The organism is Pseudomonas sp. Root71 (assembly GCF_001429045.1).
GTDB classification, from domain to species: Bacteria; Pseudomonadota; Gammaproteobacteria; order Pseudomonadales; family Pseudomonadaceae; genus Aquipseudomonas; species Aquipseudomonas monachiensis.
In genome coordinates this window covers 33,000-55,802 of sequence record NZ_LMHY01000001.1, presented here as the reverse complement: position 1 = coordinate 55,802, position 22,803 = coordinate 33,000, and the positions used below count along the sequence as shown (strand labels likewise).

Sequence of the window (22,803 nt, the reverse complement as noted above, 5' to 3'; positions counted from 1 at the left end):
TCGCTCCCACAGGGGATTGTGTTTACCGGTGGATCAAGCCGCCGGCTGATCCAGTTCCAGGCCTACGCCCAAACGGCGGGACATGCACGGCCAGCGTTTCCACGCGGCACCGGTGTCCGGGCTATTGAGTTTGTCACGGTAGGCTTCCACCGACTCCAGTGCGAAACTTTCGTCGTTGAGCATCTCGTCAATGGTGTGATGCACCACTTCGTCCAGTTGGTTGGCAAATTCCTCACCGATCAATTGGTGAGCAATCAGGTTGGCGACAGTCATGTCCAAAGGGATCAGTGGCTGGCCGAAATGCTTGATGTACAGGTCGTTGACCTCTTCGACAAACCGGTGCGCCAGGTAAGCTTCATCCAGCAGGCTGTCGAGCCCGACATGGCCGGCCATGATGGCTGGCGGCTGGAGGAAGTACTGCTCGGCGATACTCAGCACCGGTTTGATCTGTGACTCAATGCCCGCTTCCCTTGCGACTTCATTGGCTGCATCCAGCAGATCGGGCACTTCTTCGATGTAGGCGGCGACAAATCGCGTCAGTACGCCGTTGGTATCGGCCTCCGGCAATTGGATCGCCGGGTGCAGATGAGGCAGCTTACTTTCCAGCTGACGCGTCAGCAGGCCGGTCTGGGCTTCGTGTTGTTGGGCTTTTTGGATCTGCTCGCGCAATGCGGCGGTGTTCATGAAAACTCCAGGAAACAAGGCAATGAAATAGGGAAGACATAACTTAGCTGGCTTACGAAAAATGCTAAGACGCATTTGTCATAATTATTTCATCCTTGAGACGGCCCCGTTATATCGGTTTGCCACCACTCGTCTGCATCCTTCTCCATTCGTGCCCTGCAACGCAAGTTAATGCTGTTTCAGATCATTTACGCCTTCGCATTGCGAGGTGAGAGTCGCTGTCTATACTCGGGGTGGAATGGAGTTAGCTGATGACGCCCGACTGCATATGCAGCAAGGCCCGGTGCTCAAGTTCGTAGTCTGATGCAGCCGCTCCCTTGCCGCAGGTGAAAGCCGGCGGGATAACAAGAACGATAAGGGGAACCCGCAATGATGCGACATCCACATGTCTGGATGGGCCTCCTGTTGTGGTCGATTTTCAGTCAGGCACAAGCGGCCTGGACTGTGAATATGGCGCCTGGAGCGACTGAAATCAGTCACGCAGTATTCGACCTGCACATGATCATTTTCTGGATCTGTGTGGTGATCGGCATCATCGTATTTGGTGCCATGTTCTGGTCGATGATTCTCCACCGCCGCTCGACCGGGCAGGTGGCCGCCAAATTTCATGAAAGCACCACCGTCGAAATCCTCTGGACCATCGTGCCCTTCCTGATCCTGGTGGCCATGGCGATTCCCGCTACCGCGACCCTGATCAAGATGTACGACGCCAGCGAGCCGGAAATCGATATCCAGATCACCGGCTACCAGTGGAAGTGGCACTACAAGTACCTGGGCCAGGACGTCGAGTTCTTCAGCAACCTGACCACTCCCCAGGATCAAATCCACAACAAGGAAGCCAAGGGCGAGCATTACCTGCTCGAAGTCGACAAGCCATTGGTGCTGCCGGTCGGCGCCAAGGTGCGCTTCCTGGTGACCTCCGCCGACGTCATCCACTCCTGGTGGGTGCCGGCTTTCGCGGTCAAGCGCGATGCGATTCCCGGGTTCGTCAATGAAGCCTGGACCCGCGTCGACAAGCCCGGCATCTACCGTGGCCAGTGCGCCGAGTTGTGCGGCAAGGATCACGGCTTCATGCCGACCGTGGTCGAGGTCAAGGAAAAGGCCGATTACGAAACATGGCTGGCCGAACGCAAGACCGAAGCCGCGCAGCTCAAAGAGCTGACCAGCAAGGAATGGACTCTCGACGAGCTCAAGGATCGCGGCGACAAGGTCTATCACACCACCTGTGTGGCCTGTCACCAGGCCGAAGGCCAGGGCCTGCCGCCGATGTTCCCGGCGCTCAAGGGCTCGAAGATCGCCACCGGGCCGAAAGATGCTCACCTGAGCATTGTCTTCCACGGCAAGCCTGGCACCGCCATGGCCGCATTCGGCAAACAACTCTCGGAAGTCGATATCGCGGCAGTCGTGACCTATGAACGTAACGCCTGGGGCAACAACAAGGGCGACATGGTCACGCCTAAAGAAGTGCTGGAGCTGAAACAGGCGGAAAGCAAATGACCCGGTCTATTGCGCACCTACGGAACCGGTCGGGGCTACGCACCCCGGCCTGCCCAGCCCATCTGTTTGCAGGAGACAGGACATGACTGCTGTAATCGATGAACATGTTCATACCGCCACCGACCACGCCCACGGCCCCGCCAAAGGCCTGATGCGCTGGGTGCTGACCACCAACCACAAGGACATCGGTACGCTGTACCTGTGGTTTGCGTTCTCCATGTTCCTGCTTGGCGGTTCGTTCGCGATGGTGATTCGCGCCGAGCTGTTCCAGCCGGGGCTGCAGATCGTCCAGCCGGAATTTTTCAACCAGATGACCACCATGCACGGCCTGGTGATGGTCTTCGGTGCGGTGATGCCGGCCTTCGTCGGCCTCGCCAACTGGATGATCCCGCTGATGATCGGCGCGCCGGACATGGCCCTGCCGCGCATGAACAACTTCAGCTTCTGGCTGTTGCCCGCGGCGTTCCTGCTGCTGGTATCGACCCTGTTCACCCCCGGTGGCGGGCCGAACTTCGGCTGGACGTTCTACGCGCCGCTGTCGACGACCTACGCGCCGGAAAGCGTGACCTTCTTCATCTTCGCCATCCACTTGATGGGGATCAGTTCGATCATGGGGGCGATCAACGTGATCGCCACCATCCTCAACCTGCGCGCCCCCGGCATGACGCTGATGAAAATGCCGTTGTTCGTCTGGACCTGGCTGATCACCGCGTTCCTGCTGATCGCGGTGATGCCGGTACTGGCCGGTTGCGTGACGATGATGCTGATGGACATCCACTTCGGCACCAGTTTCTTCAGTGCCGCCGGTGGCGGAGACCCGGTGCTGTTCCAGCATGTATTCTGGTTCTTCGGTCACCCCGAGGTGTACATCATGATCCTGCCGGCCTTTGGCGCCGTCAGCTCGATCATTCCGGCCTTTTCGCGCAAGCCGTTGTTCGGCTACACCTCGATGGTCTACGCCACGGCGAGTATCGCGTTCCTGTCGTTCATCGTCTGGGCGCACCACATGTTCGTGGTTGGCATTCCGCTGGTGGGCGAGTTGTTCTTCATGTACGCCACGCTGTTGATCGCGGTGCCGACAGGCGTGAAGGTGTTCAACTGGGCCAGCACCATGTGGCAGGGCTCGCTGACGTTCGAGACGCCGATGCTGTTTGCCGTGGCGTTCGTGATCCTGTTCTCCATCGGCGGTTTCTCCGGGTTGATGCTGGCCATCGCCCCGGCGGACTTCCAGTACCAGGACACCTACTTCGTGGTCGCGCACTTCCACTACGTGCTGGTGCCGGGGGCGATCTTCGGGATCTTCGCCTCGGCCTATTACTGGATGCCGAAATGGACCGGCCACATGTACGACGAAACCCTGGGCAAGCTGCATTTCTGGTTGTCGTTCATCGGCATGAACCTGGCCTTCTTCCCTATGCACTTCGTGGGGTTGGCGGGCATGCCGCGGCGGATTCCGGACTACAACCTGCAGTTCGCCGACTTCAACATGGTGTCGTCGATCGGCGCGTTCATGTTCGGCGCCACGCAGATCTTCTTCCTGTTCATCGTGATCAAGACCATTCGCGGCGGCCCGCCAGCACCGGCCAAGCCATGGGATGGGGCTGAAGGCCTGGAGTGGAGCATTCCGTCACCGGCGCCGTATCACACCTTCACCACACCGCCGGAAGTGAAATGAAACGCCTCGGTCCTGTGGGAGCTGGCTTGCCTGCGATGCATGCGACGCGGTGTGTCGGGCAGGCCGCTATCGCGGGCAAGCCCGCTCCCACAGAGTTCTGTGTGGAGGGCTTGGCCCATGGCTGACTCGATTTCGATGAAAAAACTGGTCACGCGCCTGCTGACCGTGGTGGTGGCGATGTTTGTGTTTGGCTTTGCCCTGGTGCCGATCTACGACGTGATGTGCAAGGCCTTCGGCATCAATGGCAAGACCGGCGGGCAGTACGAGGGTGAGCAAACGGTCGACACCTCGCGGCAGGTGCGCGTGCAGTTTCTGTCGACCAACACCGCCGACATGCCGTGGGACTTTTACCCCAAACATGATGAATTGACCGCGAACCCGGGGGCGGTGAACGAGATGATCTTCATCGCCCACAACCCCACCGATAAGCCGATGAGTGCCCAGGCCGTGCCGAGCATCGCGCCCAGCAATGCGGCGGCGTACTTCCACAAGACCGAATGTTTCTGCTTTACCCAGCAAGTGCTGCAGCCCGGTCAGCGGATCGAGATGCCGGTACGTTTCATCGTTGACCGTGACATGCCCAAGGATGTGAAGCACCTGACGCTGTCTTACACGCTGTTCGATATCACCGCCCGACATCCACCGGTAGCTGTAAACACTGGCGGCTGAGCGTGCCCGATAAGGAGAACAATAAATGGCAACTCATGAACATTATTACGTCCCGGCCCAGAGCAAATGGCCGATCATCGCCACGGTCGGGATGTTCGTCACGGTGTTTGGCCTGGCCACCTGGTTCAATGATCTGAAGGCAGCGCGTCCGGAATCCCACGGCCCGCTTATCTTTTTCGTCGGTGGGCTGTTGGTGGCCTACATGCTGTTCGGCTGGTTCGGTACGGTGATCAAGGAAAGTCGCGGCGGCTTGTACAGCGCACAGATGGATCGCTCGTTCCGCTGGGGCATGAGCTGGTTCATTTTCTCGGAGGTGATGTTCTTCATCGCCTTTTTTGGCGCGCTGTTTTATGTCCGTCATATCTCCGGGCCGGCGCTCGGTGGTGAAGGCGCCAAAGGCGTGGCGCACATGCTGTGGCCGAACTTCCAGTTCACCTGGCCGCTGCTGAGCAACCCCGACTCGAAACTGTTTCCGCCGCCCAAGGAGGTCATCAGCCCCTGGGGCCTGCCGTTGCTCAACACCGTGTTGCTGGTGAGTTCCAGCGTGACCGTGACCATTGCCCACCATGCCTTGAAGAAGGGCCATCGCGGCGCACTGAAACTCTGGCTGGCGCTCACCGTATTGCTCGGCTGTGCGTTCCTCACCTTCCAGGCCGAAGAGTACATGCACGCCTACCGTGAACTGGGCCTGACCCTGGGTTCGGGCATCTACGGCGCGACCTTCTTCATGCTCACCGGGTTCCACGGCGCCCACGTCACCATCGGCACCATCATCCTGTTCGTGATGCTGGTGCGGATCATGCGCGGGCACTTCGACAACGAGCACCAGTTCGGTTTCGAAGCGGCGACCTGGTACTGGCACTTCGTGGATGTGGTGTGGATCGGGCTGTTTGTTTTCGTCTATGTGCTCTGAGGCTGTGAGCTTTTAGTTACCAGGGGGCATGGGAAACCAACTGGCCACTGAAAAACCCCCAGGTGATCAGGCCCAGGGTAATGGCGGCCAGAGTGACACGCACACTCAAGGCAATGACGAGGCGGTTTGAGCGGCTGTCGTCCTTGACCAGAAAAAACAGGCCGCTGAACAGGCTGACAACCGTGGCAATCAGCATCAGGACGATGGCTGCTTTGAGCATGGTGAGACTCCGGGGGGATAAGCGATGCACTTGAGTATAGCTATCGCGATGACCGACTTTCTGGCGATGCCATGAAGCGCTTTCGGCCGGGTATCGTGCCAACGCTGGTGGTGGTGCTGTTGCTGCCGCTACTGGTGTTCCTGGGGTTCTGGCAATTGAGCCGGGGCGCGGAGAAAAGCGCGCTGCTGCAAACCTACGCCGAGCGCCGGGCCGCTGAGCCGATGGCCAGCACCGAACTGCAACACACGACAGACCCGGCCTTCCGTCGGGTTCACCTGTACGGCCGGTTTGATGCCGAACACAGCCTGCTGCTGGACAACAGTCAACGCAACGGCAGGGTTGGCGTCGAGCTGTTGCAACCCTTTCTAGACCAGGCCTCCGGGCTTTGGCTGCTGGTCAATCGCGGTTGGTTGCCTTGGCCGGAGCGCCGCACACCACCGCAATTCAAGACACCTGGCGAAGCAGTCAGCCTCGAGGCGTGGGTCTATGTCTCCCCCGGGGCGACGTTCCAATTGCACGCAGATCCCACAACGTTGACATGGCCGAAGCTGATTACGGCCGTTGAGCCAGACAAGCTCTGGACAGCACTGAACCGCGAAGGCTTTGCCTACGAACTGCGCGCCGAAACCGGCCCCGCCACCTATCAGGCCGACTGGCCCGTAGTCGCCATGGGTCCGGAAAAACACATCGCTTATGCCGTGCAGTGGTTCGCCATGGCGATCGCCCTGTTCGGCCTTTATCTCTATCTCGGCTGGCACAACGCAAAGGAGAAACACCATGGGAGCGGCCATGAATCCACCCAGCATGTCTGAGGCGAAACCGTCGGTGAACCGCCGCAAGGGCCGTATGCAACTGCTGCTGATCCTGCTCGGGGTGATCGGTCCGATGATCCTCGCCACCGGCATGTACAAGCTGAATTTCTGGGTGCCCGAGGGCCGCAGTTATCACGGCGAACTGATCGGCAACGGCCAGACCCGTGCGGACATCGGCGTGCAGGCACAGGAAGAGCGTTGGCAGATACTGGTGACCGCGCCCAAGGATTGCGCGGTGGATTGTCAGCAACTGGTGTATCTGGCGCGGCAAATCCAGATCGGCCTGGGCCGCGATGCGTCCCGCGCCAGTCATGCATTGGCCGCTGCGCAGACGCTGAACAGCGATTACGAGTCTAAACTTCAACGCGAGTACCCGCAGTTGCAACGCTATTCGCTGGACTTGCCTGCCTACACTAAAGGCGCCCAGAGCAATGACACGCCGCATCTGTGGATCATCGACCCCCACGGCAATCTGGTGCTGCGCTACGACCCGTCGGTAAAGGGCAAGGACCTGCTCAACGATCTGCGCCACCTGCTGAAACTGTCGAACATCGGATAAGGGCATCGTCATGGCCAAGCCTGGATTTCGCCTCGCGTTGTTTGCCACCTTGCTGGCACTGATTGTGGTGTTGCTCGGCGCCTACACCCGCCTGACCCACGCCGGCCTCGGCTGCCCGGACTGGCCCGGCTGCTATGGCTTCATCAGCGTACCGAAAAGCGAAGCCCAGCTGGCCCATGCCGAATTGCATTTCCCGGACGCTCCGGTCGAGGCCCACAAGGGCTGGAACGAGATGGTCCACCGCTACTTCGCGGGCACGCTGGGGCTGTTGATCGCGGTGTTGGCCGGTCGTGCGTGGGTGCATCGCCGCCATCCCGGGCAACCGGTGAAGCTGCCGTTGTTTCTGTTGGCGGTGGTTCTTGGCCAGGCCGCGTTCGGCATGTGGACGGTAACGCTAAAGCTCTGGCCGCAGGTGGTCACCGGGCATTTACTGGGCGGCTTCGCGACCTTGAGCCTGTTGTTTCTGCTGACCTTGCGCCTGTCCGGTGTGCTGCCGGCGCTGACTGTGCCACGACGTTTACAGCACTGGGCGACGGCGGGGCTGTTGCTGGTGATCGGGCAAATCGCCCTCGGGGGCTGGGTCAGTTCCAATTATGCCGCGGTGGCCTGTATCGACTTCCCGACCTGCCACGGCCAGTGGTTGCCACCGGCGGACTTCGCCAACGGCTTTCACCTGACCCAGCACATCGGCCCGAACTACCTCGGCGGGCAACTGGACAGCGATGCTCGTACTGCGATTCACCTGACTCACCGTATTGGCGCCCTGTTGGTGACTTTGGTGCTACTCGGTCTGGCCTGGCAACTGAAAACAGTCGGCATGACGCGCCTGGCAGGCCTGGTGCTGATTGCCCTTGGCGCACAAATCACCCTGGGCATCAGCAATGTGCTGTTCCATCTGCCGCTGCCGGTGGCCGTTGCGCATAACGCGGGCGGCGCGGCGCTGTTGCTGACCATGGTGTTGGTCAACTACCACGCCCGAACCAGTCTGGTCCGGGTCAAGCAAGCGCGCTGGCACTTCAGCCCGCGTAAACACTCAGCCGGGCCCATAACAATAAAAGGAGAGATGCCATGGCGATTCTGATCGGCGAACGTCCCAGTCAGGCGATCTGGCGTGACTACCTGGAACTGACCAAACCCAAAGTCGTGGTGCTGATGCTCATCACTTCACTGGTGGGGATGTTCCTTGCGACCCGCGCCGGGGTGCCATGGACGGTGCTGATTTTCGGCAACCTGGGCATCGCCCTGTGTGCCGGTGGCGCGGCGGCGGTCAATCATGTGGTGGACCGGCGCATCGACGCGTTGATGGCGCGCACCCACAAACGGCCGCTCGCCGAAGGCCGGGTTTCGCCGACCGCTGCGCTGACGTTCGCGCTGGTATTGGCGGTCCTCGGGCAAGCCATGCTGCTGGCGTTCACCAACCCGCTGACCGCGTGGCTGACCCTCGCCTCATTGCTTGGCTATGCGGTGGTCTACACCGGATTCCTCAAGCGCGCGACTCCGCAGAACATCGTCATCGGGGGGCTGGCCGGTGCCGCGCCGCCATTGCTCGGCTGGACCGCCGCCACCGGTCACGTCAGCGCCGAACCGCTGCTGCTGGTGCTGATCATCTTCGCCTGGACCCCGCCGCACTTCTGGGCGCTGGCGATCCATCGCAAGGAGGAATACGCCAAGGCCGACATCCCGATGCTGCCGGTCACCCATGGCGAGCACTACACCAAGATTCACATCCTGCTTTATACCTTCGCATTGCTTGCCGTCAGCCTGATGCCTTATGTGATCCACATGAGCGGCACTCTCTACCTGGTCTGCGCGCTCGGGCTGGGCGCGCGGTTTCTGCAATGGGCCGTGGTGCTGTACCGTGGCACTCGGCCGCACGCGGCGATCAACACGTTCAAGTACTCTATTTACTACTTGTTCCTGTTGTTTATCGCCCTGCTCGTAGACCACTATCTATTGTTGAACCTATGACTCGAACCCAGAAAACCGTCTTCATACTCGTCGCCCTGGTTGCATTGATCCTGGGCCTGACCGTCAACAAGGTGCTGTCCGGGAAAAACCAGGGCGATCCGACGGCGCTGATCGACGCCGGCATCATCTTGCTGCCGCAGAGCCGTAATCTGCCGGACGTGACGATGACCAATCAGGACGGCCAGCCGGTCGCGATCAACGAATTGAAAGGCAAGTGGAGCCTGCTGTTCTTCGGCTACACCTTCTGCCCGGACATCTGCCCGACCACCCTCGCCCAGTTGCGGCAGATCAAGAGCGAGTTGCCACCAGAGGCTGTGGATAAACTGCAAATCGTGCTGGTCAGCATCGACCCCAATCGCGATACGCCCAAGCAACTCAAGCAATACCTGGGCTACTTCGACCCGCAGTTCATCGGCCTGACCCCGGCGTCGACCGATGAGCTGCAAAAGATCGCCAACGCGGTGAGCATTCCGTTCATTCCGGCGGACACCAGCAAGCCGAACTACACCGTTGACCACAGCGGTAACCTCGCTGTCATCGGACCGGATGGCACTCAGCGCGGGTTTATTCGGGCGCCGTTGAATAATGCGAAGTTGGTGGCGCAGTTGCCGGTGATGCTCAAGCGCAACTAAGTGACACAGGGGTCTATATTTCAAGGCACAAAAAAGGGACGCACTTGGCGTCCCCTTTTTCGTTGCAGCAGTTCGATCAGAACGCCGGCACCACCGCGCCTTTGTACTTCTCGAGAATGAAGGCCTTCACTTGCGGGCTGTGCAGGGCAGCGACCAGCTTCTTCATCGCATCGCTGTCCTTGTCGTCCGGGCGAGCCACCAGGATGTTCACGTAAGGCGAGTCGCTGCCTTCGATGAACAGCGCGTCCTTGGCCGGATCAAGCTTGGCTTCCAGCGCGTAGTTGGTGTTGATCAGCGCCAGGTCGACCTGGGTCAGCACGCGCGGGATGGTCGCGGCTTCCAGTTCGCGGATTTTCAGGTCCTTGGTGTTCTCGGTAATGTCTTTCACGGTCGACAGGATGTTGTTCGAATCCTTCAACTTGATCAGGCCGGCCTTGGCCATCAACAACAGCGCACGGCCGCCGTTGGTGGCGTCGTTCGGGATCACCACGTTGGCACCGCCAGGCAGTTCGGCAATGGTCTTGTACTTGCTGGAGTAAGCGCCCAGGGGCTCCAGGTGCACGCCGGCCACGGAAACCAGGTGGGTGCCCTTGGCCTTGTTGAACTCATCCAGGTACGGCTGGTGCTGGAAGAAGTTGGCGTCCAGGCGTTTTTCCGCGACCTGCACGTTCGGCTGAATGTAGTCGGTGAATACCTTGACCTTCAGGTCCACGCCTTCTTTGGCCAGCGTCGGCTTCACGAATTCGAGGATCTCGGCGTGCGGAACCGGGGTGGCTGCGACGGTCAGGGTTTCAGCGTGGGCAGAGAATGCCGCAACGGCCGCGAAGGCCACGAGTAGTTTTTTCATTCAGCTAACTCCATGTGAGGTGCCCGCTTGCGGTGCCCGTTTGGCACCTGCCAGCGAATGGCCGGCTCATGTCTTACTTACGGGAAAAGTGGACGACCAATTTGTCGCCAACGGTTTGCAGTACCTGAACGAGTACCAGCAGCAACACCACGGTCACCACCATCACATCGGTCTGGAAACGCTGGTAGCCGAAGCGGATCGCCAGGTCACCCAGACCACCGGCGCCCACGACACCGGCCATCGCCGTGTAGGACACCAGTGTAATGGCTGTCACCGTAATTGCTGCGAAGATGCCCGGACGAGCCTCCGGCAGCAAGGCATTGGTGATGATCTGTCGCGTGGTCGCGCCCATGGCCTGGGTCGCTTCGATGATGCCGCGATCCACTTCACGCAGGGCGGTTTCCACCAGGCGTGCGAAGAACGGCGTGGCACCCACCACCAGTGGCGGGATCGCACCGGCGACACCGAGGGACGTGCCGGTGATCAACACGGTGAACGGGATCATCACGATCAACAGGATGATGAACGGCAGCGAACGCAGGATGTTCACCACCAGCGACAACATCGCGTAGACGCCTTTGGCTTCCAGCAACTGGCGCGGGCTGCACAGGAACAGCAGAACACCCAGGGGCAAACCGAGCAACACGGTGAACAGCAGCGAACCGCCGAGCATCAGCATCGTGTCGCCAGTGGCCAGCCAGATTTCGAACCAGTCGATATTGGCGAAGAAACTTGTCAGGGCTTCCATTAGCGCAGCACCTCCATGTGGACGTCGGCTGCGGTGAAGCGGGCAAAGGCCGCTTCCATGTCACCGCCGGTCACGGCCAGGGTCAGTTGCCCGTAAGGGATGTCTTTGATGCGGTCGATACGACCGGCCAGGATGCTGTAGTCCACACCGGTTTCCCGGGCGACAGTGCCCAGCAGAGGCGCGTAGGTCGCTTCGCCCTGGAAGGTCAGACGCAAGATGCGCCCCGGCACGTGAGCGAAGTCGTCACGCTGTTCGCTTTCGTCGATCTGCTCGTCTTCTTGCACGAAGCGCTTGGTGGTCGGGTGCTTCGGATGCAGGAACACCTCGGCCACCGAGCCTTGCTCGACGATCACGCCGGCGTCCATCACGGCTACCTGGTCGCAGACCCGGCGGATCACATCCATCTCGTGGGTGATCAAGACGATGGTCAGTTTCAGCTCGCGATTGATCTCGGCCAGCAATTGCAGGACCGACGCGGTGGTTTGCGGGTCGAGGGCGCTGGTGGCTTCGTCGCACAGCAGGATTTTCGGCTTGGTCGCCAGCGCACGGGCAATGCCGACACGCTGCTTCTGCCCGCCGGATAATTGCGCCGGGTACTTTTTGGCGTGGTCGGACAAACCGACTCGCGCCAGCAACTCGGCCACGCGGGAATCGATCTCGCTGCGCGACAGTTCGCCGGCCAGGGTCAGCGGCAGCGCCACGTTGTCGGCGACAGTCTTGGAGGCCAGCAGGTTGAAGTGCTGGAAAATCATCCCGACCTGCTGACGGAAGCGGCGCAGGCCGTTGGCGTCTAGAGCGGTGACTTCCTCACCGTCGACGATGATCTTGCCGCCGCTGGCGTTTTCCAGGCGATTGATCAGACGCAGCAGGGTACTTTTTCCTGCGCCGGAATGACCGATCAAGCCGTAAACCTGCCCGTTCTCAATCGTCAGACTGGTCGGATGCAGGGCGGGGATTTCCTTACCGGCGACGCGGTAGGTTTTATGGACGTTTTGAAACTCGATCACGTAGCGAACCTTGTGGGGCGCGTTAGAAAAGGATCAGCGGTTAGCCGGGCGCGCATTTTAGCCTGTCCGTATAGAGGTTCTTAGCATTTATTTCGCATTTGTCCTGTCATTTGGCAATAACGCGATCAAAGGTCAGAAAAAAGGAACGGCTGAAGAAATACGTCAGTCACTACTTAGGCCACTGGAATACGCCTGAGGAGTTCACGCCTGATGAGTATCAAGAAGCCTGCCGCCACCCAGAGTGCCCTGGCCGGGTCCGATACCCCGGACCGCCACAACACCAATGCCAAGCTCGACAGCCTGGAAACATTTCGCTCCGATGCCACTGAGCAGGCCTTGCGCACCAACCAGGGCGTGAAGGTGGCGGACAACCAGAACACCCTGAAGGCCGGGGGCCGCGGGCCGTCTTTGCTGGAAGATTTCATCATGCGTGAAAAGATCACGCATTTTGATCACGAGCGGATCCCGGAGCGCATCGTTCACGCTCGCGGGACCGGTGCCCATGGTTACTTCCAGAGTTATGAAAACCACTCTGTGCTGACCAAGGCCGGTTTCCTGCAGGATCCGGCGAAGAAAACCCCGGTCTTCGTGCGTTTTTCCACGGTGCAGGGGCCGCGAGGGTCAGGCGATACCGTGCGCGACGTACGAGGTTTCGCGGTGAAGTTCTTCACCGACGAAGGCAACTTCGACCTGGTGGGCAACAATATGCCGGTGTTCTTCATTCAGGACGCCATCAAGTTTCCCGATTTCGTGCATGCGGTCAAACCCGAGCCGCACAACGAAATCCCTACCGGGGGCTCGGCCCATGACACCTTCTGGGACTTTGTCTCGCTGGTGCCGGAATCGGCGCACATGGTGATGTGGGCGATGTCCGACCGGGCGATCCCGAAAAGTCTGCGCAGCATGCAGGGCTTCGGTGTGCATACCTTCCGCCTGATCAACGCCGAAGGAAAATCGCGGTTCGTCAAATTCCACTGGCGCCCCACGGCCGGCACTTGCTCGTTGGTGTGGGACGAAGCGCAGAAGCTTGCGGGAAAAGATGTCGACTACCACCGTCGTGATCTGTGGGAGTCGATCGAGATCGGCGACTATCCGGAGTGGGAGTTGGGGGTGCAGGTCATCGAAGAAGAAAACGAACATGCCTTCGATTTCGACATTCTCGACCCCACCAAGCTGATCCCCGAAGAGTTGGTCCCTATCACGCCGTTGGGCAAGATGGTGCTGAACCGCAATCCGGACAATTTCTTCGCCGAAACCGAGCAGGTTGCCTTTTGTCCCGGACATATCGTCCCGGGGATCGACTTTTCCAACGATCCTCTGCTGCAAGGTCGGTTGTTTTCCTACACCGACACGCAAATCAGCCGACTCGGCGGACCAAACTTTCACGAGATCCCGATTAACCGTCCGGTGTCACCCTTCCACAACGGCCAGCGGGATGCGCAGCACCGCACCACTATCGACAAAGGACGTGCCTCCTATGAGCCGAACTCCATTGATGGCGGCTGGCCAAAAGAAACGCCTGCTTCCGCTCAGAACGGCGGGTTCGATAGCTACCCGGAGCGCATCGACGCCAATAAGATTCGCCAGCGCAGCGAATCGTTCGCGGACCACTTCTCCCAGGCTCGCTTGTTTTTCCACAGCATGAGTGAGCATGAACGAGAGCACATCATCTCGGCCTATAGCTTTGAGCTGGGCAAAGTCGAGCGTGAGGCGATCCGCGCCCGGGAAGTGAACGAAATCCTCGTCAATATCGATCTGGAATTGGCCAGGCGCGTGGCGCAGAACCTTGGATTGCCTGCGCCCAGTCGAGGAACCGTCGAGGTGCGCAAAACCGCGCTGGATCATTCACCGGCATTGAGCCAGGCCAATCTGTTGCCGGAAAACATCAAGACGCGAAAAATTGCGATTTTGGCGGCGAACGGTGTCGATGGCGCCTCGATCGCTGCAATGAAGAAAGCGCTGAAAGCGGAGGGGGCCCACGGGATACTGTTAGGGCCGAGTTCGGCGCCAGTCAAAACGGCTGATGGCAAAACCCTTGCGGTCGAAGCTTCGATGGAAGGTTCTCCTTCGGTGGCGTTCGATGCGGTGTTCGTGCCGGGCGGAGCCGCGTCGATCAAGGCGCTGAGCACTGACGGAGTGGCACTGCATTACCTGCTGGAGGCATACAAGCATCTGAAGGCTATCGCGTTGCAGGGCGAGGCGAAGCAGTTGCTGGATGTGTTGAAGCTGGAGGCTGATGCGGGGTTGATCGTGGGTGCGGATGCGAAATTGATCAAACCGTTTTTGGCTGCAATAGGGCAGCATCGGGTTTGGGGTAGAGAGGCGAAGGCCAAGGCGATTCCGGCCTGAGAGTTTTACTGCCAGACAGGATGCCTTCGCGGGCAAGCCCCCTCCCACAGGGCTCCAGGTTGGTCACTTGTTTTGTGGCTAACTCGGGCATTGTGGGAGCGGGCTTGCTCCGGTCGGCGTTCCGAAGATGCTTTTCAGGGTTTGCGCGGACTCAGAACCATCTGCGCCGGAACACTGCGCAAAATCTGCCGCTCCAGCTTCAGATCAAACTCAGGATCGAGCTTCTTCACTCGCTTGGTCAGCAAGTTAGCCAGCCAAGGGTAATCGTTGGTGCGCGGAGCCTGAATGCTTACATCACACTGAAAATTCACCACATCGGCGGCGATGGCATCCAGTTGGCGACGCAGTTTGCCCATATCGTTGATATTCAGTACGACAGTGGTGCTTTCAGCCATCGGGTCGATGACCTTGGCTTTTGGCTTGGCTTCGGCAGCCTTGAGGGCGGCTTCGGCCTTTTCCAGCTCGGCCTTGCGCGCCTGGGCAATCGAGCCGTTGACTCCGCCGGTCAGTGCCGGAGCCTTGGGCATCAACGCGCGGGCACGGCTCAGGGCGGTCGCGGCGGCATCCACGTCACCTTTTTGCAGTACGGTCTGGCTGCGGCGCAGATAGGCTTCGGCCAGTTGCCGCTGGTATTGCTCAAGGGAAGCATCGTTGGGCGATTCGGCCTGCAAGGCTGCCAATTGGTCTTCGGCGATGGCCAGTTCATCGCTGGCGATGTTTTGCTCCAGCTGCACGATGGCCATGGCCCGTGCATCGGCGGCCTTGGTGGCTTCCGATGGCGTGCTTTGGCAGGCGCCCAGCAGCAAAGAAAATGCGACAAGGAGCAGATAACGGGAGGCGAACGACTTCATTCCTGCGACTCTCTATTTGCGCAAAAAACGAGCAAGTCTACACCCCTCGACGGGGCAGAACAAAACTCAGCAGAAATAGCGCGGCGGCCGTCACCACAATCGACGGGCCGGCCGGGGTGTCCTTGAACCAGGACAACGCCAGCCCGCCACACACGGCGAGTATGCCCAGCAGGCTCGCGCCCAGTGCCATCTGCTCCGGCGAGCGGGCGTGACGTTGTGCCGCAGCCGCCGGGATGATCAGCAACGAAGTGATCAGTAACACCCCGACGATTTTCATCGCCACGGCAATCACCACGGCGATCAACAGCATCAAGGCCAGGCGTAATCCCGCCACCGGCAGGCCTTCGACCCTGGCCAGTTCTTCGTGCACCGTGATCGCCAGCAATGGGCGCCACAACGCAACCAGCAAGAGCAGTACAGCAGCACTGCCGCCAAGGATCCAGGCCAGATCGGTCGGGCTGATCGCCAGCAGGTCGCCGAACAGGTATGCCATCAGGTCGATCCGCACTTCGTGCATGAAGCTTAGTACCACCAGGCCCAGAGAGAGCGTGCTGGGTGCGAGAATTCCCAAAAGCGTGTCGGACGCCAACGGCTGGCGTTGTTGCAGGGTCACCAGCATCACCGCCAGCAGCAAGCAGCCAACAGTGACGGCAACGGTCGGGCTGACATCCAGCAGGAAGCCCAGGGCTACGCCGAGCAATGCCGCGTGAGACAGGGTGTCGCCGAAATAGGCCATGCGCCGCCAGACCACGAAAGACCCCAGCGGGCCTGCGACAACGGCCAGGGCCAAGCCTGCAAGCAGGGCGTAGAGCAGAAAATCAGCCATGCTTGCAGCTATCTCCGTGAACATGGGGTTGGCCCGGTGTGGGCGCCTTGACCACCGAGCCGTGCAAGTCGTGGGCGTGGTCGTGGTGGTGGTGATAAATCGCCAGGCTTTGTGCGTTTTTTCCGAACAGCTCGACGAAAGCCGGATCGCCACTGACCTGCTCGGGATGGCCGGAACAGCAGACGTGACGATTGAGGCAAACCACCTGGTCGGTGGTGCTCATCACCAGGTGCAAATCGTGGGAGACCATCAGCACGCCGCAACCGTGACGGTCACGCAGGCGGGTGATCAGGCTGTACAGCTCAGCTTGGCCGGCCACGTCGACACCCTGTACCGGTTCGTCGAGTACCAACAGTTCCGGTTCGCGTAACAAGGCCCGGGCCAGCAACACGCGTTGCATTTCGCCACCGGAAACGTTTTGCACCGGGCTATCGATCACCTGTTCGGCGCCGACTTCCTTGAGTGCCGCCAAGGCCATCGCACGGTCCACGCCCGGTACCAGGCGCAAGAAACGCAGGACCGACAGCGGGAGGGTTGGATCGACGTGAAGTTTTTGCGGCATGTAACCGACCCGCAGTTTCGGCTTGCGCCAGACGCTGCCGCTGTCCGGTTTCAACAGGCCGAGCACGGCCCGCACCAGGGTGGTTTTGCCGGCACCATTGGGGCCGATCAGGGTAACGATCTGCCCCGGCTCGACGCTCAGTTCGATGTTGTCCAGCACCGGTTGCCCGGCGAACGTGACGGCAACCTGTTCAAGACGGATCAGCGCGTTGCTCATCAAGCCCCCTGGCAACCCGAGCAGAGACCGACCACTTCGACGGTCTGGCCTTCGACGACAAACCCGACATCCCTGGCGCTGGCGATGATCGCGTCGCTGATGGATTTTTGCTCAAGTTCGATCGCGGCGTGGCACGCACGGCAGATCAGGAACTGACCCTGGTGAGCATGTTCCGGGTGATTGCAGCCGATGAAGGCGTTGAGCGAGGAAATCCGATGGACCAGGCCGTTTTCCAGCAGGAAATCCAGCGCGCGGTACACCGTCGGCGGCGCGGCGCGGCGCCCGTCCTGTTCGCTAAGGACTGCGAGAATGTCGTAGGCACCCAGCGGCTTGTGGCTTTGCCACACCAGTTCCAGCACTCGCCGGCGCAACGCGGTCAGGCGCAGGCCTTGACGCGCGCACAGGGCATCGGCCTCGGACAAAGCGCTGTGAACGCAATGTGAGTGGTCGTGGGGACGGCTGGCGATCGGTGTTTTGAGCATGAGCGGCGACGACGATTGTGAGAGACGTTATTATGTTACCCGTTCTCGCCTCTTCGAGTGGTCATCGTGTCCCGACTTTTTTCTGTTTTTGTCGCATTTATCGCAAGTTTTCTGCTGATCGGTTCGGCGCAGGCCGAGGTCAAGGTCCTTACCAGCATCAAGCCTCTGCAGTTGATCGCGGCTGCAGTGCAGGACGGCGTGGCGATCCCCGAGGTTTTGCTGCCACCGGGTGCTTCGCCGCATAACTATGCGTTGCGGCCTTCCGACGTACGTAAGGTGCAGTCGGTGGACCTGCTGTACTGGATCGGCCCGGACATGGAAGGCTTCCTGCCACGGGTGCTCAATGGTCGTACGTTGCCTAACGTCGCCGTGCAGGATTTGCCGGGCATGAAACTGCGTCGTTTTGCCGAAGATAACCACTCACACGCCGAAGAAGCCGACGAGCACGACCACGATCACCGTCCGGGCAGTCTGGATGCGCACCTGTGGCTGTCGCCGGTCAATGCCCGGGTCATCGCCACGAAAATGGCGGCTGACTTGATTGCCGCCGATCCTGCAAATGCCGCGCGCTATCAGAGCAATCTGAAAGCCTTCGACGAGCGTCTCGATGCGTTGGATGCGCGCCTGAAGAAACGCCTGGCCGATGTTCAAGGCAAGCCCTACTTCGTTTTCCACGAAGCCTTCGACTACTTCGAAGACGCCTACGGCCTCAAGCACGTGGGTGTGTTCAGCGTCGCGGCCGAAGTGCAACCCGGTGCCCAGCATGTCGCGGCAATGCGCGCGCGGTTGCAGGAAGTCGGCAAGACCTGTGTGTTCAGTGAACCACCGCTGCGGCCACGCCTGGCGGAAACCCTGGTGGCCGGACTGCCAGTGAAGCTGGCTGAACTGGATGCGCTGGGCGGGTACACGCCGGCGACCGCTCAGGGCTATGAGCAGGTGTTGGAGAAGTTGGGGAATGATCTGGCAGGGTGCCTGGAGTCGTTGTAACCGCTGAAACAAAAAGATCGCAGCCTTCGGCAGCTCCTACATTGCTCCGTAGGAGCTGCCGAAGGCTGCGATCTTTGCTTTAAAGGGCGAAAGGCAGCGGCGTATTGACCGTCTGGCGCTGCGCCAGGCGTAACTGGAACTCCATCGGATCGTGAATCAACACGTCCTGCCCGGCGAACGACTCCGCGGCGATCAAGCGTGACAACCAGAACCGTACGCAGGCGACCCGCAGCATGGTCGGCCACAACTCGGCTTCGGCGGCGGTGAACGGTCGCAAGGCCGCGTAAGCGCCGAGCAAGGCCCGCGCTCGTGGTCCATCGATCACGCCATCGTCGTCCGAGCACCAGTCGTTCAAGGCAATCGCCACGTCGTAGAGCATCGGCCCGGAGCAGGCGTTGTAGAAGTCGATCAACCCGGTCAGGTGCGTGCCTTCGAACATCGCGTTGTCACGGAACAGGTCGGCATGAATGTTCGCCCGTGGCAGTGCCAGGATTTTTTCTTTCTGCCGGGTGATTTCTTCCAGCGCCCGCTGCAGCAGCTCTTTCTGTTCGGCACCACCGAGGTGCGACAAAAACTGCGTGCCCTCTTCCAGCATCCAGTCCAGGCCGCGATCGGTTTTGCGCTTGATCATGTTGGCCTGGGTCGCCAGGTGCAGATGGCCGAGTAACTCACCTACCTGCGCGCAATGTTGCGCGTTGGCTTGCTTGATGTGTTTGCCGGCCAGGCGCGGTTGCAGCAACGCAGGCTTGCCCGCCAGTTCGCGCAAGGCCACGCCGTCGGTGGTGCGCAAGGCATAAGGCACCGGCAGGTCCGCGCCGTGCAGCACGTCGAGCAGTTCGATGAAGAACGGCATTTCCTGAACCGGGCCGCGCTCGACCAGGGTCAGGACAAATTCGCCCTGCTCCAGGCTGATAAAGAAATTGGTGTTTTCGCTACCGGCGGCAATCCCCTGGAAATCAAGCAGGCGGCCGAGGCCATAAGGGGCGAGAAAAGCTTCCAGCTCGGGCCGAGCCAGGGGGGTGAACACAGACATGTTTAAGCTGCCAGTACGGGCGCCGCTGTTGAGCCGGCGCCGATTGAAATTAAGAAACTACTTCCATTCGAAAATCTTCCACGACGGAATCAGCATATCGGGCTGATCCGAGCGGATAAAGTTACCGTCCGATCCATCTGCCCGCACCAGAAAGTACGGTTTTCCGCCCTTCGGTGTTACCTGAATGGCATACAGGAAGCCATTCTGGCGGTACTCCTTGATCGTGTTGTCGCCTTCCGTGCGAATAGTCACATCCGGTTCCGGCGATGGCGCATCGTCCGCCGCCATGACGGCCAGTGGTGTGATTGCAAACAAGCCAGCCAGCAACAGGCGATTTAGTGTGCGCATGATAACCTTGTCCCTTTGTCGTCAACGGTCCCGCTATTCTAGCGCCGGACCCGCCGAAAAGGTTGATCCTGCTCATGAGCCAAGCCCCCCTCGTCCTGGTGGACGGTTCTTCTTACCTGTACCGCGCCTTTCACGCACTGCCACCGCTGACCACGTCCAAAGGCCTGCCGACCGGCGCGGTCAAGGGCGTGTTGAACATGCTCAAGAGCCTGCGCAAGCAATATCCGAACAGTCCGTTCGCCGTGGTGTTCGACGCCAAGGGTGGGACTTTTCGCGATGAGATGTTCGCCGAATACAAGGCCAACCGTCCGAGCATGCCCGACGACATGCGCTTGCAGATCGAGCCGCTGCACCAGAGCGTGATCGCCCTGGGCTTCCCGCTGCTGTGCGTCGAAGGCGTCGAGGCCGATGACGTGATCGGCACCTTGGCCCGCAGCAGCGCGGCGGCGGATCGTCCGGTGATCATCTCTACCGGTGACAAGGACATGGCGCAACTGGTCGACGGTCACATTACCTTGGTCAACACCATGACCGGTAGCAGCATGGACGTGGAGGGCGTGAAGGAGAAATTTGGCGTCGCTCCGGAGCAGATCATCGATTATTTGGCGCTCATGGGCGATTCGTCCGACAACATTCCAGGTGTTCCGGGTATTGGCCCGAAAACGGCTTCCGGCCTGCTGGTCGGTGTGAACGGGGGCCTGACCGAACTCTATGCGCAGCTCGACATTGTGCCGACCCTGCCGATTCGCGGCGCCAAGACCCTGCCGGCCAAGCTCGAAGAGCACAAGGAAATGGCTTTCCTTTCCTATCGGCTGGCGACCATCAAGGTCGATGTGCCGCTGGACGTTGGGCTCGATGACCTGCAAATGGGTCCTGAAGATCCGGCCAAACTCTACGAGCTGTACACCCTGCTGGAATTCAAGAGCTGGTTGAACGACCTCGATAGGGATGCCAAGCGTCTGGAGCTGAGCGCTACCGCCGAGCCTGCACCGGCCGCCGATCTGTTCAGCGAACCAGAGGCCGAAGCGCCAGCCGCCGCTGCTGAAGCCGCCTATGAAACCATCCTCGATCAGGCGCGGTTCGATGCCTGGCTGGAAAAGCTGAACAACGCCAAACTGTTTGCCTTCGATACCGAAACCACCGGCATCGATGCGCAGCAGGCGCAACTGGTGGGCCTGTCGTTCGCGGTTCAGGCCAATGAAGCGGCCTACATCCCGTTGACCCATTCCTACATTGGCGTGCCGCAGCAGCTGGATCGCGATACGGTCCTGCGCGTACTCAAGCCGATTCTGGAAGACCCGAGCAAACTCAAGGTCGGCCAGCACGCCAAGTTCGACATGAACATCCTGGCCAACTGCGCCATCGGCGGCGATCAGGACAACGGCATTACCGTGCGTGGCATCGCCTTCGACACCATGCTTGAGTCCTACGTACTCAACTCCACGGCCACGCGCCATGACATGGACAGCCTGGCGCAGAAGTATCTGGACCACACCACAGTGAGTTTTCAGGACATCGCCGGCAAAGGCGTGAAACAGCTGACGTTCGACCAGATCGCCCTGGAGCAGGCCGGGCCCTACGCCGCCGAAGATGCAGATATCACCCTGCGCTTGCACCATGCCCTGTTCGAAAAGCTCTCGGCCATTCCGAGCCTGGCCAGCGTGCTGACCGACATCGAAATCCCGTTGGTACCGGTATTGGCGCGTATCGAGCGCCAGGGCGCATACGTCGACGCCGCCTTGCTGGGCGTGCAAAGCATTGAACTGGGCGACAAGATGGTGGCGCTGGAGCGTGAAGCCTTTGAGATTGCAGGTGAGGAATTCAACCTCGGTTCGCCCAAGCAGCTTGGCGTGATCCTTTACGAGAAGCTCGGCCTGCCGGTATTGAAGAAAACCGCCAAGGGCCAGCCGTCCACCGCCGAAGAAGTGCTGGCCAAACTGGCAGAAGACGACTATCGATTGCCGAAAGTGCTCATGGAATACCGCTCCATGAGCAAGCTGAAAAGCACCTACACCGACCGTCTGCCGGAGCAGATCAACCCGCGTACCGGGCGGATCCATACCTCGTATCACCAGGCAGTGGCGTCCACCGGGCGGCTGTCCTCCAGTGATCCGAACCTGCAGAACATCCCGGTGCGCACCGCCGAAGGGCGGCGCATCCGCCAGGCGTTCGTGGCCCCGGCCGGTTACAAGCTGCTGGCGGCGGATTATTCGCAGATCGAACTGCGGATCATGGCGCACCTGTCCCGGGATGAAGGGCTGATGAACGCCTTCCGCCACAATCTGGACGTACACACCGCGACCGCCGCCGAAGTGTTCAAGGTCGAATTGGCCGACGTGACCTCCAACCAGCGCCGCAGCGCCAAGGCGATCAACTTCGGCCTGATCTACGGCATGGGCGCGCAGAAGCTCGGCAAGGACATCGGCGTCGACACCAAGACCGCCAAGGCCTACATCGATACCTACTTCGCCCGGTACCCCGGCGTTCGCCAGTACATGGACCGCACGCGTGCCCAGGCCGCCGAGCAAGGGTATGTCGAGACGTTCTTCGGCCGTCGCCTGTACCTGCCGGACATCAACTCCAACAAGCCGCAAGAGCGCGCCGCCGCCGAACGCACGGCGATCAACGCGCCGATGCAAGGCACCGCTGCAGACATCATCAAGAAAGCCATGGTCGCGGTGGATAACTGGCTGAGCGTGTCGGGCCTCGACGCCAAAGTCATCTTGCAGGTGCACGATGAGCTGGTGCTCGAGGTGCGTGAAGACCTGGTCGACCAGGTTCGCGATGAAATTCGCGTGCACATGAGCGAGGCGGCGAAACTGGATGTGCCGTTGCTGGTCGAAGTGGGTGTTGGAAACAACTGGGATGAGGCTCACTGAGCCCCCTGAAAAGACCTTTTCTGCTGCGGCATAGTGCCG

General features: G+C 60.2%; 23 protein-coding genes. 12 read left to right on the top strand and 11 right to left on the bottom strand.

Annotation, left to right across the window (positions count from 1 at the left end):
• Nucleotides 1–33 precede the first annotated feature (33 nt).
• A complete protein-coding gene (locus tag ASD95_RS00285) occupies nt 34–684 on the bottom strand; it encodes a hypothetical protein (RefSeq protein WP_056726729.1) in 651 nt (216 codons plus the stop codon).
• A gap of 369 nt (nt 685–1,053) precedes the next feature.
• Here ASD95_RS00285 and coxB point away from each other — a divergent pair, with 369 nt between their 5' ends.
• The 4 genes from coxB (at nt 1,054) to ASD95_RS00265 (ending at nt 5,438) form a co-directional block, all read left to right on the top strand.
• Nucleotides 1,054–2,181: a cytochrome c oxidase subunit II gene (gene coxB / locus ASD95_RS00280; protein WP_056726728.1), complete on the top strand. Its 1,128-nt coding sequence runs from the start codon at nt 1,054–1,056 to the stop codon at nt 2,179–2,181.
• Between the two features lie 82 nt (nt 2,182–2,263).
• Nucleotides 2,264–3,856 (top strand): cytochrome c oxidase subunit I, encoded by a 1,593-nt coding sequence (gene ctaD, locus ASD95_RS00275; RefSeq protein ID WP_056726727.1) that lies wholly within the window; start codon nt 2,264–2,266, stop codon nt 3,854–3,856.
• A 117-nt stretch (nt 3,857–3,973) separates the two neighbouring features.
• A complete protein-coding gene (locus ASD95_RS00270) occupies nt 3,974–4,525 on the top strand; it encodes a cytochrome c oxidase assembly protein (RefSeq protein ID WP_056726726.1) in 552 nt (183 codons plus the stop codon).
• 25 nt (nt 4,526–4,550) lie between these two features.
• Nucleotides 4,551–5,438, top strand: a complete 888-nt coding sequence (locus ASD95_RS00265) for a cytochrome c oxidase subunit 3 (RefSeq protein WP_056726725.1) — start codon at nt 4,551–4,553, stop codon at nt 5,436–5,438.
• Between the two features lie 16 nt (nt 5,439–5,454).
• On the opposite strand, the gene ASD95_RS00260 is transcribed toward ASD95_RS00265, so the two are convergent.
• Nucleotides 5,455–5,658 (bottom strand): twin transmembrane helix small protein, encoded by a 204-nt coding sequence (locus ASD95_RS00260; protein WP_007969817.1) that lies wholly within the window; start codon nt 5,656–5,658, stop codon nt 5,455–5,457.
• 71 nt (nt 5,659–5,729) lie between these two features.
• Here ASD95_RS00260 and ASD95_RS00255 point away from each other — a divergent pair, with 71 nt between their 5' ends.
• The 5 genes from ASD95_RS00255 to ASD95_RS00235 are packed head-to-tail and all read left to right on the top strand — an operon-like array spanning nt 5,730 to nt 9,629.
• Nucleotides 5,730–6,470 (top strand): SURF1 family protein, encoded by a 741-nt coding sequence (locus tag ASD95_RS00255; protein ID WP_056726724.1) that lies wholly within the window; start codon nt 5,730–5,732, stop codon nt 6,468–6,470.
• Complete coding sequence (locus tag ASD95_RS00250) at nt 6,436–7,029, top strand: hypothetical protein (protein ID WP_056726723.1); 594 nt, start codon at nt 6,436–6,438, stop codon at nt 7,027–7,029. Before ASD95_RS00255 ends, ASD95_RS00250 begins: the two co-directional genes overlap by 35 nt.
• 10 nt (nt 7,030–7,039) lie before the next feature.
• Nucleotides 7,040–8,110 carry a COX15/CtaA family protein gene (locus tag ASD95_RS00245; RefSeq protein WP_056726722.1) on the top strand — a complete coding sequence of 357 codons (1,071 nt, stop codon included), beginning with the start codon at nt 7,040–7,042 and terminating at the stop codon, nt 8,108–8,110.
• Nucleotides 8,098–8,997, top strand: coding sequence for a heme o synthase (cyoE, locus tag ASD95_RS00240; RefSeq protein ID WP_056726721.1), 900 nt, complete (start codon nt 8,098–8,100; stop codon nt 8,995–8,997). Before ASD95_RS00245 ends, cyoE begins: the two co-directional genes overlap by 13 nt.
• Nucleotides 8,994–9,629 (top strand): SCO family protein, encoded by a 636-nt coding sequence (locus ASD95_RS00235; protein ID WP_056726720.1) that lies wholly within the window; start codon nt 8,994–8,996, stop codon nt 9,627–9,629. Before cyoE ends, ASD95_RS00235 begins: the two co-directional genes overlap by 4 nt.
• 76 nt (nt 9,630–9,705) lie before the next feature.
• Here ASD95_RS00235 and ASD95_RS00230 read toward each other — a convergent pair whose 3' ends face one another.
• The 3 genes from ASD95_RS00230 to ASD95_RS00220 form a co-directional block, all read right to left on the bottom strand.
• Nucleotides 9,706–10,476, bottom strand: a complete 771-nt coding sequence (locus tag ASD95_RS00230; RefSeq protein ID WP_056726719.1) for a MetQ/NlpA family ABC transporter substrate-binding protein — start codon at nt 10,474–10,476, stop codon at nt 9,706–9,708.
• A gap of 73 nt (nt 10,477–10,549) precedes the next feature.
• Nucleotides 10,550–11,224 (bottom strand): methionine ABC transporter permease, encoded by a 675-nt coding sequence (locus ASD95_RS00225; protein ID WP_056726718.1) that lies wholly within the window; start codon nt 11,222–11,224, stop codon nt 10,550–10,552.
• Nucleotides 11,224–12,231 carry a methionine ABC transporter ATP-binding protein gene (locus ASD95_RS00220; protein ID WP_056726717.1) on the bottom strand — a complete coding sequence of 336 codons (1,008 nt, stop codon included), beginning with the start codon at nt 12,229–12,231 and terminating at the stop codon, nt 11,224–11,226. The genes ASD95_RS00225 and ASD95_RS00220 overlap by 1 nt, the downstream gene beginning before the upstream one ends.
• 210 nt (nt 12,232–12,441) lie before the next feature.
• On the opposite strand from ASD95_RS00220, the gene katE reads away from it, so the two are divergent.
• Nucleotides 12,442–14,580 (top strand): catalase HPII, encoded by a 2,139-nt coding sequence (gene katE / locus ASD95_RS00215; RefSeq protein ID WP_056726716.1) that lies wholly within the window; start codon nt 12,442–12,444, stop codon nt 14,578–14,580.
• Between the two features lie 134 nt (nt 14,581–14,714).
• Here the strand turns inward: katE and ASD95_RS00210 are convergent, their stop codons facing one another.
• Genes ASD95_RS00210 through zur form a run of 4 tightly spaced genes read right to left on the bottom strand, consistent with a single transcriptional unit; the run spans nt 14,715 to nt 17,517 of the window.
• Nucleotides 14,715–15,431, bottom strand: coding sequence for a PA5502 family lipoprotein (locus tag ASD95_RS00210; RefSeq protein WP_056726715.1), 717 nt, complete (start codon nt 15,429–15,431; stop codon nt 14,715–14,717).
• 37 nt (nt 15,432–15,468) lie between these two features.
• Entirely contained in the window at nt 15,469–16,257 is a 789-nt protein-coding gene (znuB, locus tag ASD95_RS00205; protein ID WP_046042679.1) for a zinc ABC transporter permease subunit ZnuB, read from the bottom strand.
• The gene (znuC, locus tag ASD95_RS00200; RefSeq protein WP_056726714.1) at nt 16,250–17,035 is read right to left on the bottom strand and encodes a zinc ABC transporter ATP-binding protein ZnuC; all 786 of its coding nucleotides are present in this window, start codon (nt 17,033–17,035) and stop codon (nt 16,250–16,252) included. Before znuC ends, znuB begins: the two co-directional genes overlap by 8 nt.
• A complete protein-coding gene (zur, locus tag ASD95_RS00195) occupies nt 17,035–17,517 on the bottom strand; it encodes a zinc uptake transcriptional repressor Zur (protein ID WP_056726713.1) in 483 nt (160 codons plus the stop codon). Before zur ends, znuC begins: the two co-directional genes overlap by 1 nt.
• 66 nt (nt 17,518–17,583) lie before the next feature.
• On the opposite strand from zur, the gene znuA reads away from it, so the two are divergent.
• On the top strand, nt 17,584–18,504 hold the full coding sequence (znuA, locus tag ASD95_RS00190; protein ID WP_082563011.1) for a zinc ABC transporter substrate-binding protein ZnuA: 921 nt from the start codon (nt 17,584–17,586) through the stop codon (nt 18,502–18,504).
• Between the two features lie 79 nt (nt 18,505–18,583).
• On the opposite strand, the gene ASD95_RS00185 is transcribed toward znuA, so the two are convergent.
• Both ASD95_RS00185 and ASD95_RS00180 read right to left on the bottom strand, forming a co-directional pair.
• A complete protein-coding gene (locus tag ASD95_RS00185; protein WP_056726711.1) occupies nt 18,584–19,537 on the bottom strand; it encodes a homoserine kinase in 954 nt (317 codons plus the stop codon).
• A gap of 57 nt (nt 19,538–19,594) precedes the next feature.
• A complete protein-coding gene (locus ASD95_RS00180; protein WP_015092908.1) occupies nt 19,595–19,885 on the bottom strand; it encodes a DUF2782 domain-containing protein in 291 nt (96 codons plus the stop codon).
• A 74-nt stretch (nt 19,886–19,959) separates the two neighbouring features.
• On the opposite strand from ASD95_RS00180, the gene polA reads away from it, so the two are divergent.
• Nucleotides 19,960–22,764, top strand: a complete 2,805-nt coding sequence (gene polA, locus ASD95_RS00175; protein WP_056726710.1) for a DNA polymerase I — start codon at nt 19,960–19,962, stop codon at nt 22,762–22,764.
• Nucleotides 22,765–22,803 lie beyond the last annotated feature (39 nt).

Excerpts from the sequence above, each read along its gene's own strand:
- ASD95_RS00285 (WP_056726729.1), bottom strand. The coding sequence starts at position 684 with ATGAACACCGCCGCATTGCGCGAGCAGATCCAAAAAGCCCAACAACAC.
- coxB (WP_056726728.1), top strand. The coding sequence starts at position 1,054 with ATGATGCGACATCCACATGTCTGGATGGGCCTCCTGTTGTGGTCGATT.
- ctaD (WP_056726727.1), top strand. The coding sequence starts at position 2,264 with ATGACTGCTGTAATCGATGAACATGTTCATACCGCCACCGACCACGCC.
- ASD95_RS00270 (WP_056726726.1), top strand. The coding sequence starts at position 3,974 with ATGGCTGACTCGATTTCGATGAAAAAACTGGTCACGCGCCTGCTGACC.
- ASD95_RS00265 (WP_056726725.1), top strand. The coding sequence starts at position 4,551 with ATGGCAACTCATGAACATTATTACGTCCCGGCCCAGAGCAAATGGCCG.
- ASD95_RS00260 (WP_007969817.1), bottom strand. The coding sequence starts at position 5,658 with ATGCTCAAAGCAGCCATCGTCCTGATGCTGATTGCCACGGTTGTCAGC.
- ASD95_RS00255 (WP_056726724.1), top strand. The coding sequence starts at position 5,730 with ATGAAGCGCTTTCGGCCGGGTATCGTGCCAACGCTGGTGGTGGTGCTG.
- ASD95_RS00250 (WP_056726723.1), top strand. The coding sequence starts at position 6,436 with ATGGGAGCGGCCATGAATCCACCCAGCATGTCTGAGGCGAAACCGTCG.
- ASD95_RS00245 (WP_056726722.1), top strand. The coding sequence starts at position 7,040 with ATGGCCAAGCCTGGATTTCGCCTCGCGTTGTTTGCCACCTTGCTGGCA.
- cyoE (WP_056726721.1), top strand. The coding sequence starts at position 8,098 with ATGGCGATTCTGATCGGCGAACGTCCCAGTCAGGCGATCTGGCGTGAC.
- ASD95_RS00235 (WP_056726720.1), top strand. The coding sequence starts at position 8,994 with ATGACTCGAACCCAGAAAACCGTCTTCATACTCGTCGCCCTGGTTGCA.
- ASD95_RS00230 (WP_056726719.1), bottom strand. The coding sequence starts at position 10,476 with ATGAAAAAACTACTCGTGGCCTTCGCGGCCGTTGCGGCATTCTCTGCC.
- ASD95_RS00225 (WP_056726718.1), bottom strand. The coding sequence starts at position 11,224 with ATGGAAGCCCTGACAAGTTTCTTCGCCAATATCGACTGGTTCGAAATC.
- katE (WP_056726716.1), top strand. The coding sequence starts at position 12,442 with ATGAGTATCAAGAAGCCTGCCGCCACCCAGAGTGCCCTGGCCGGGTCC.
- ASD95_RS00210 (WP_056726715.1), bottom strand. The coding sequence starts at position 15,431 with ATGAAGTCGTTCGCCTCCCGTTATCTGCTCCTTGTCGCATTTTCTTTG.
- znuB (WP_046042679.1), bottom strand. The coding sequence starts at position 16,257 with ATGGCTGATTTTCTGCTCTACGCCCTGCTTGCAGGCTTGGCCCTGGCC.
- znuC (WP_056726714.1), bottom strand. The coding sequence starts at position 17,035 with ATGAGCAACGCGCTGATCCGTCTTGAACAGGTTGCCGTCACGTTCGCC.
- zur (WP_056726713.1), bottom strand. The coding sequence starts at position 17,517 with ATGCTCAAAACACCGATCGCCAGCCGTCCCCACGACCACTCACATTGC.
- ASD95_RS00185 (WP_056726711.1), bottom strand. The coding sequence starts at position 19,537 with ATGTCTGTGTTCACCCCCCTGGCTCGGCCCGAGCTGGAAGCTTTTCTC.
- ASD95_RS00180 (WP_015092908.1), bottom strand. The coding sequence starts at position 19,885 with ATGCGCACACTAAATCGCCTGTTGCTGGCTGGCTTGTTTGCAATCACA.
- polA (WP_056726710.1), top strand. The coding sequence starts at position 19,960 with ATGAGCCAAGCCCCCCTCGTCCTGGTGGACGGTTCTTCTTACCTGTAC.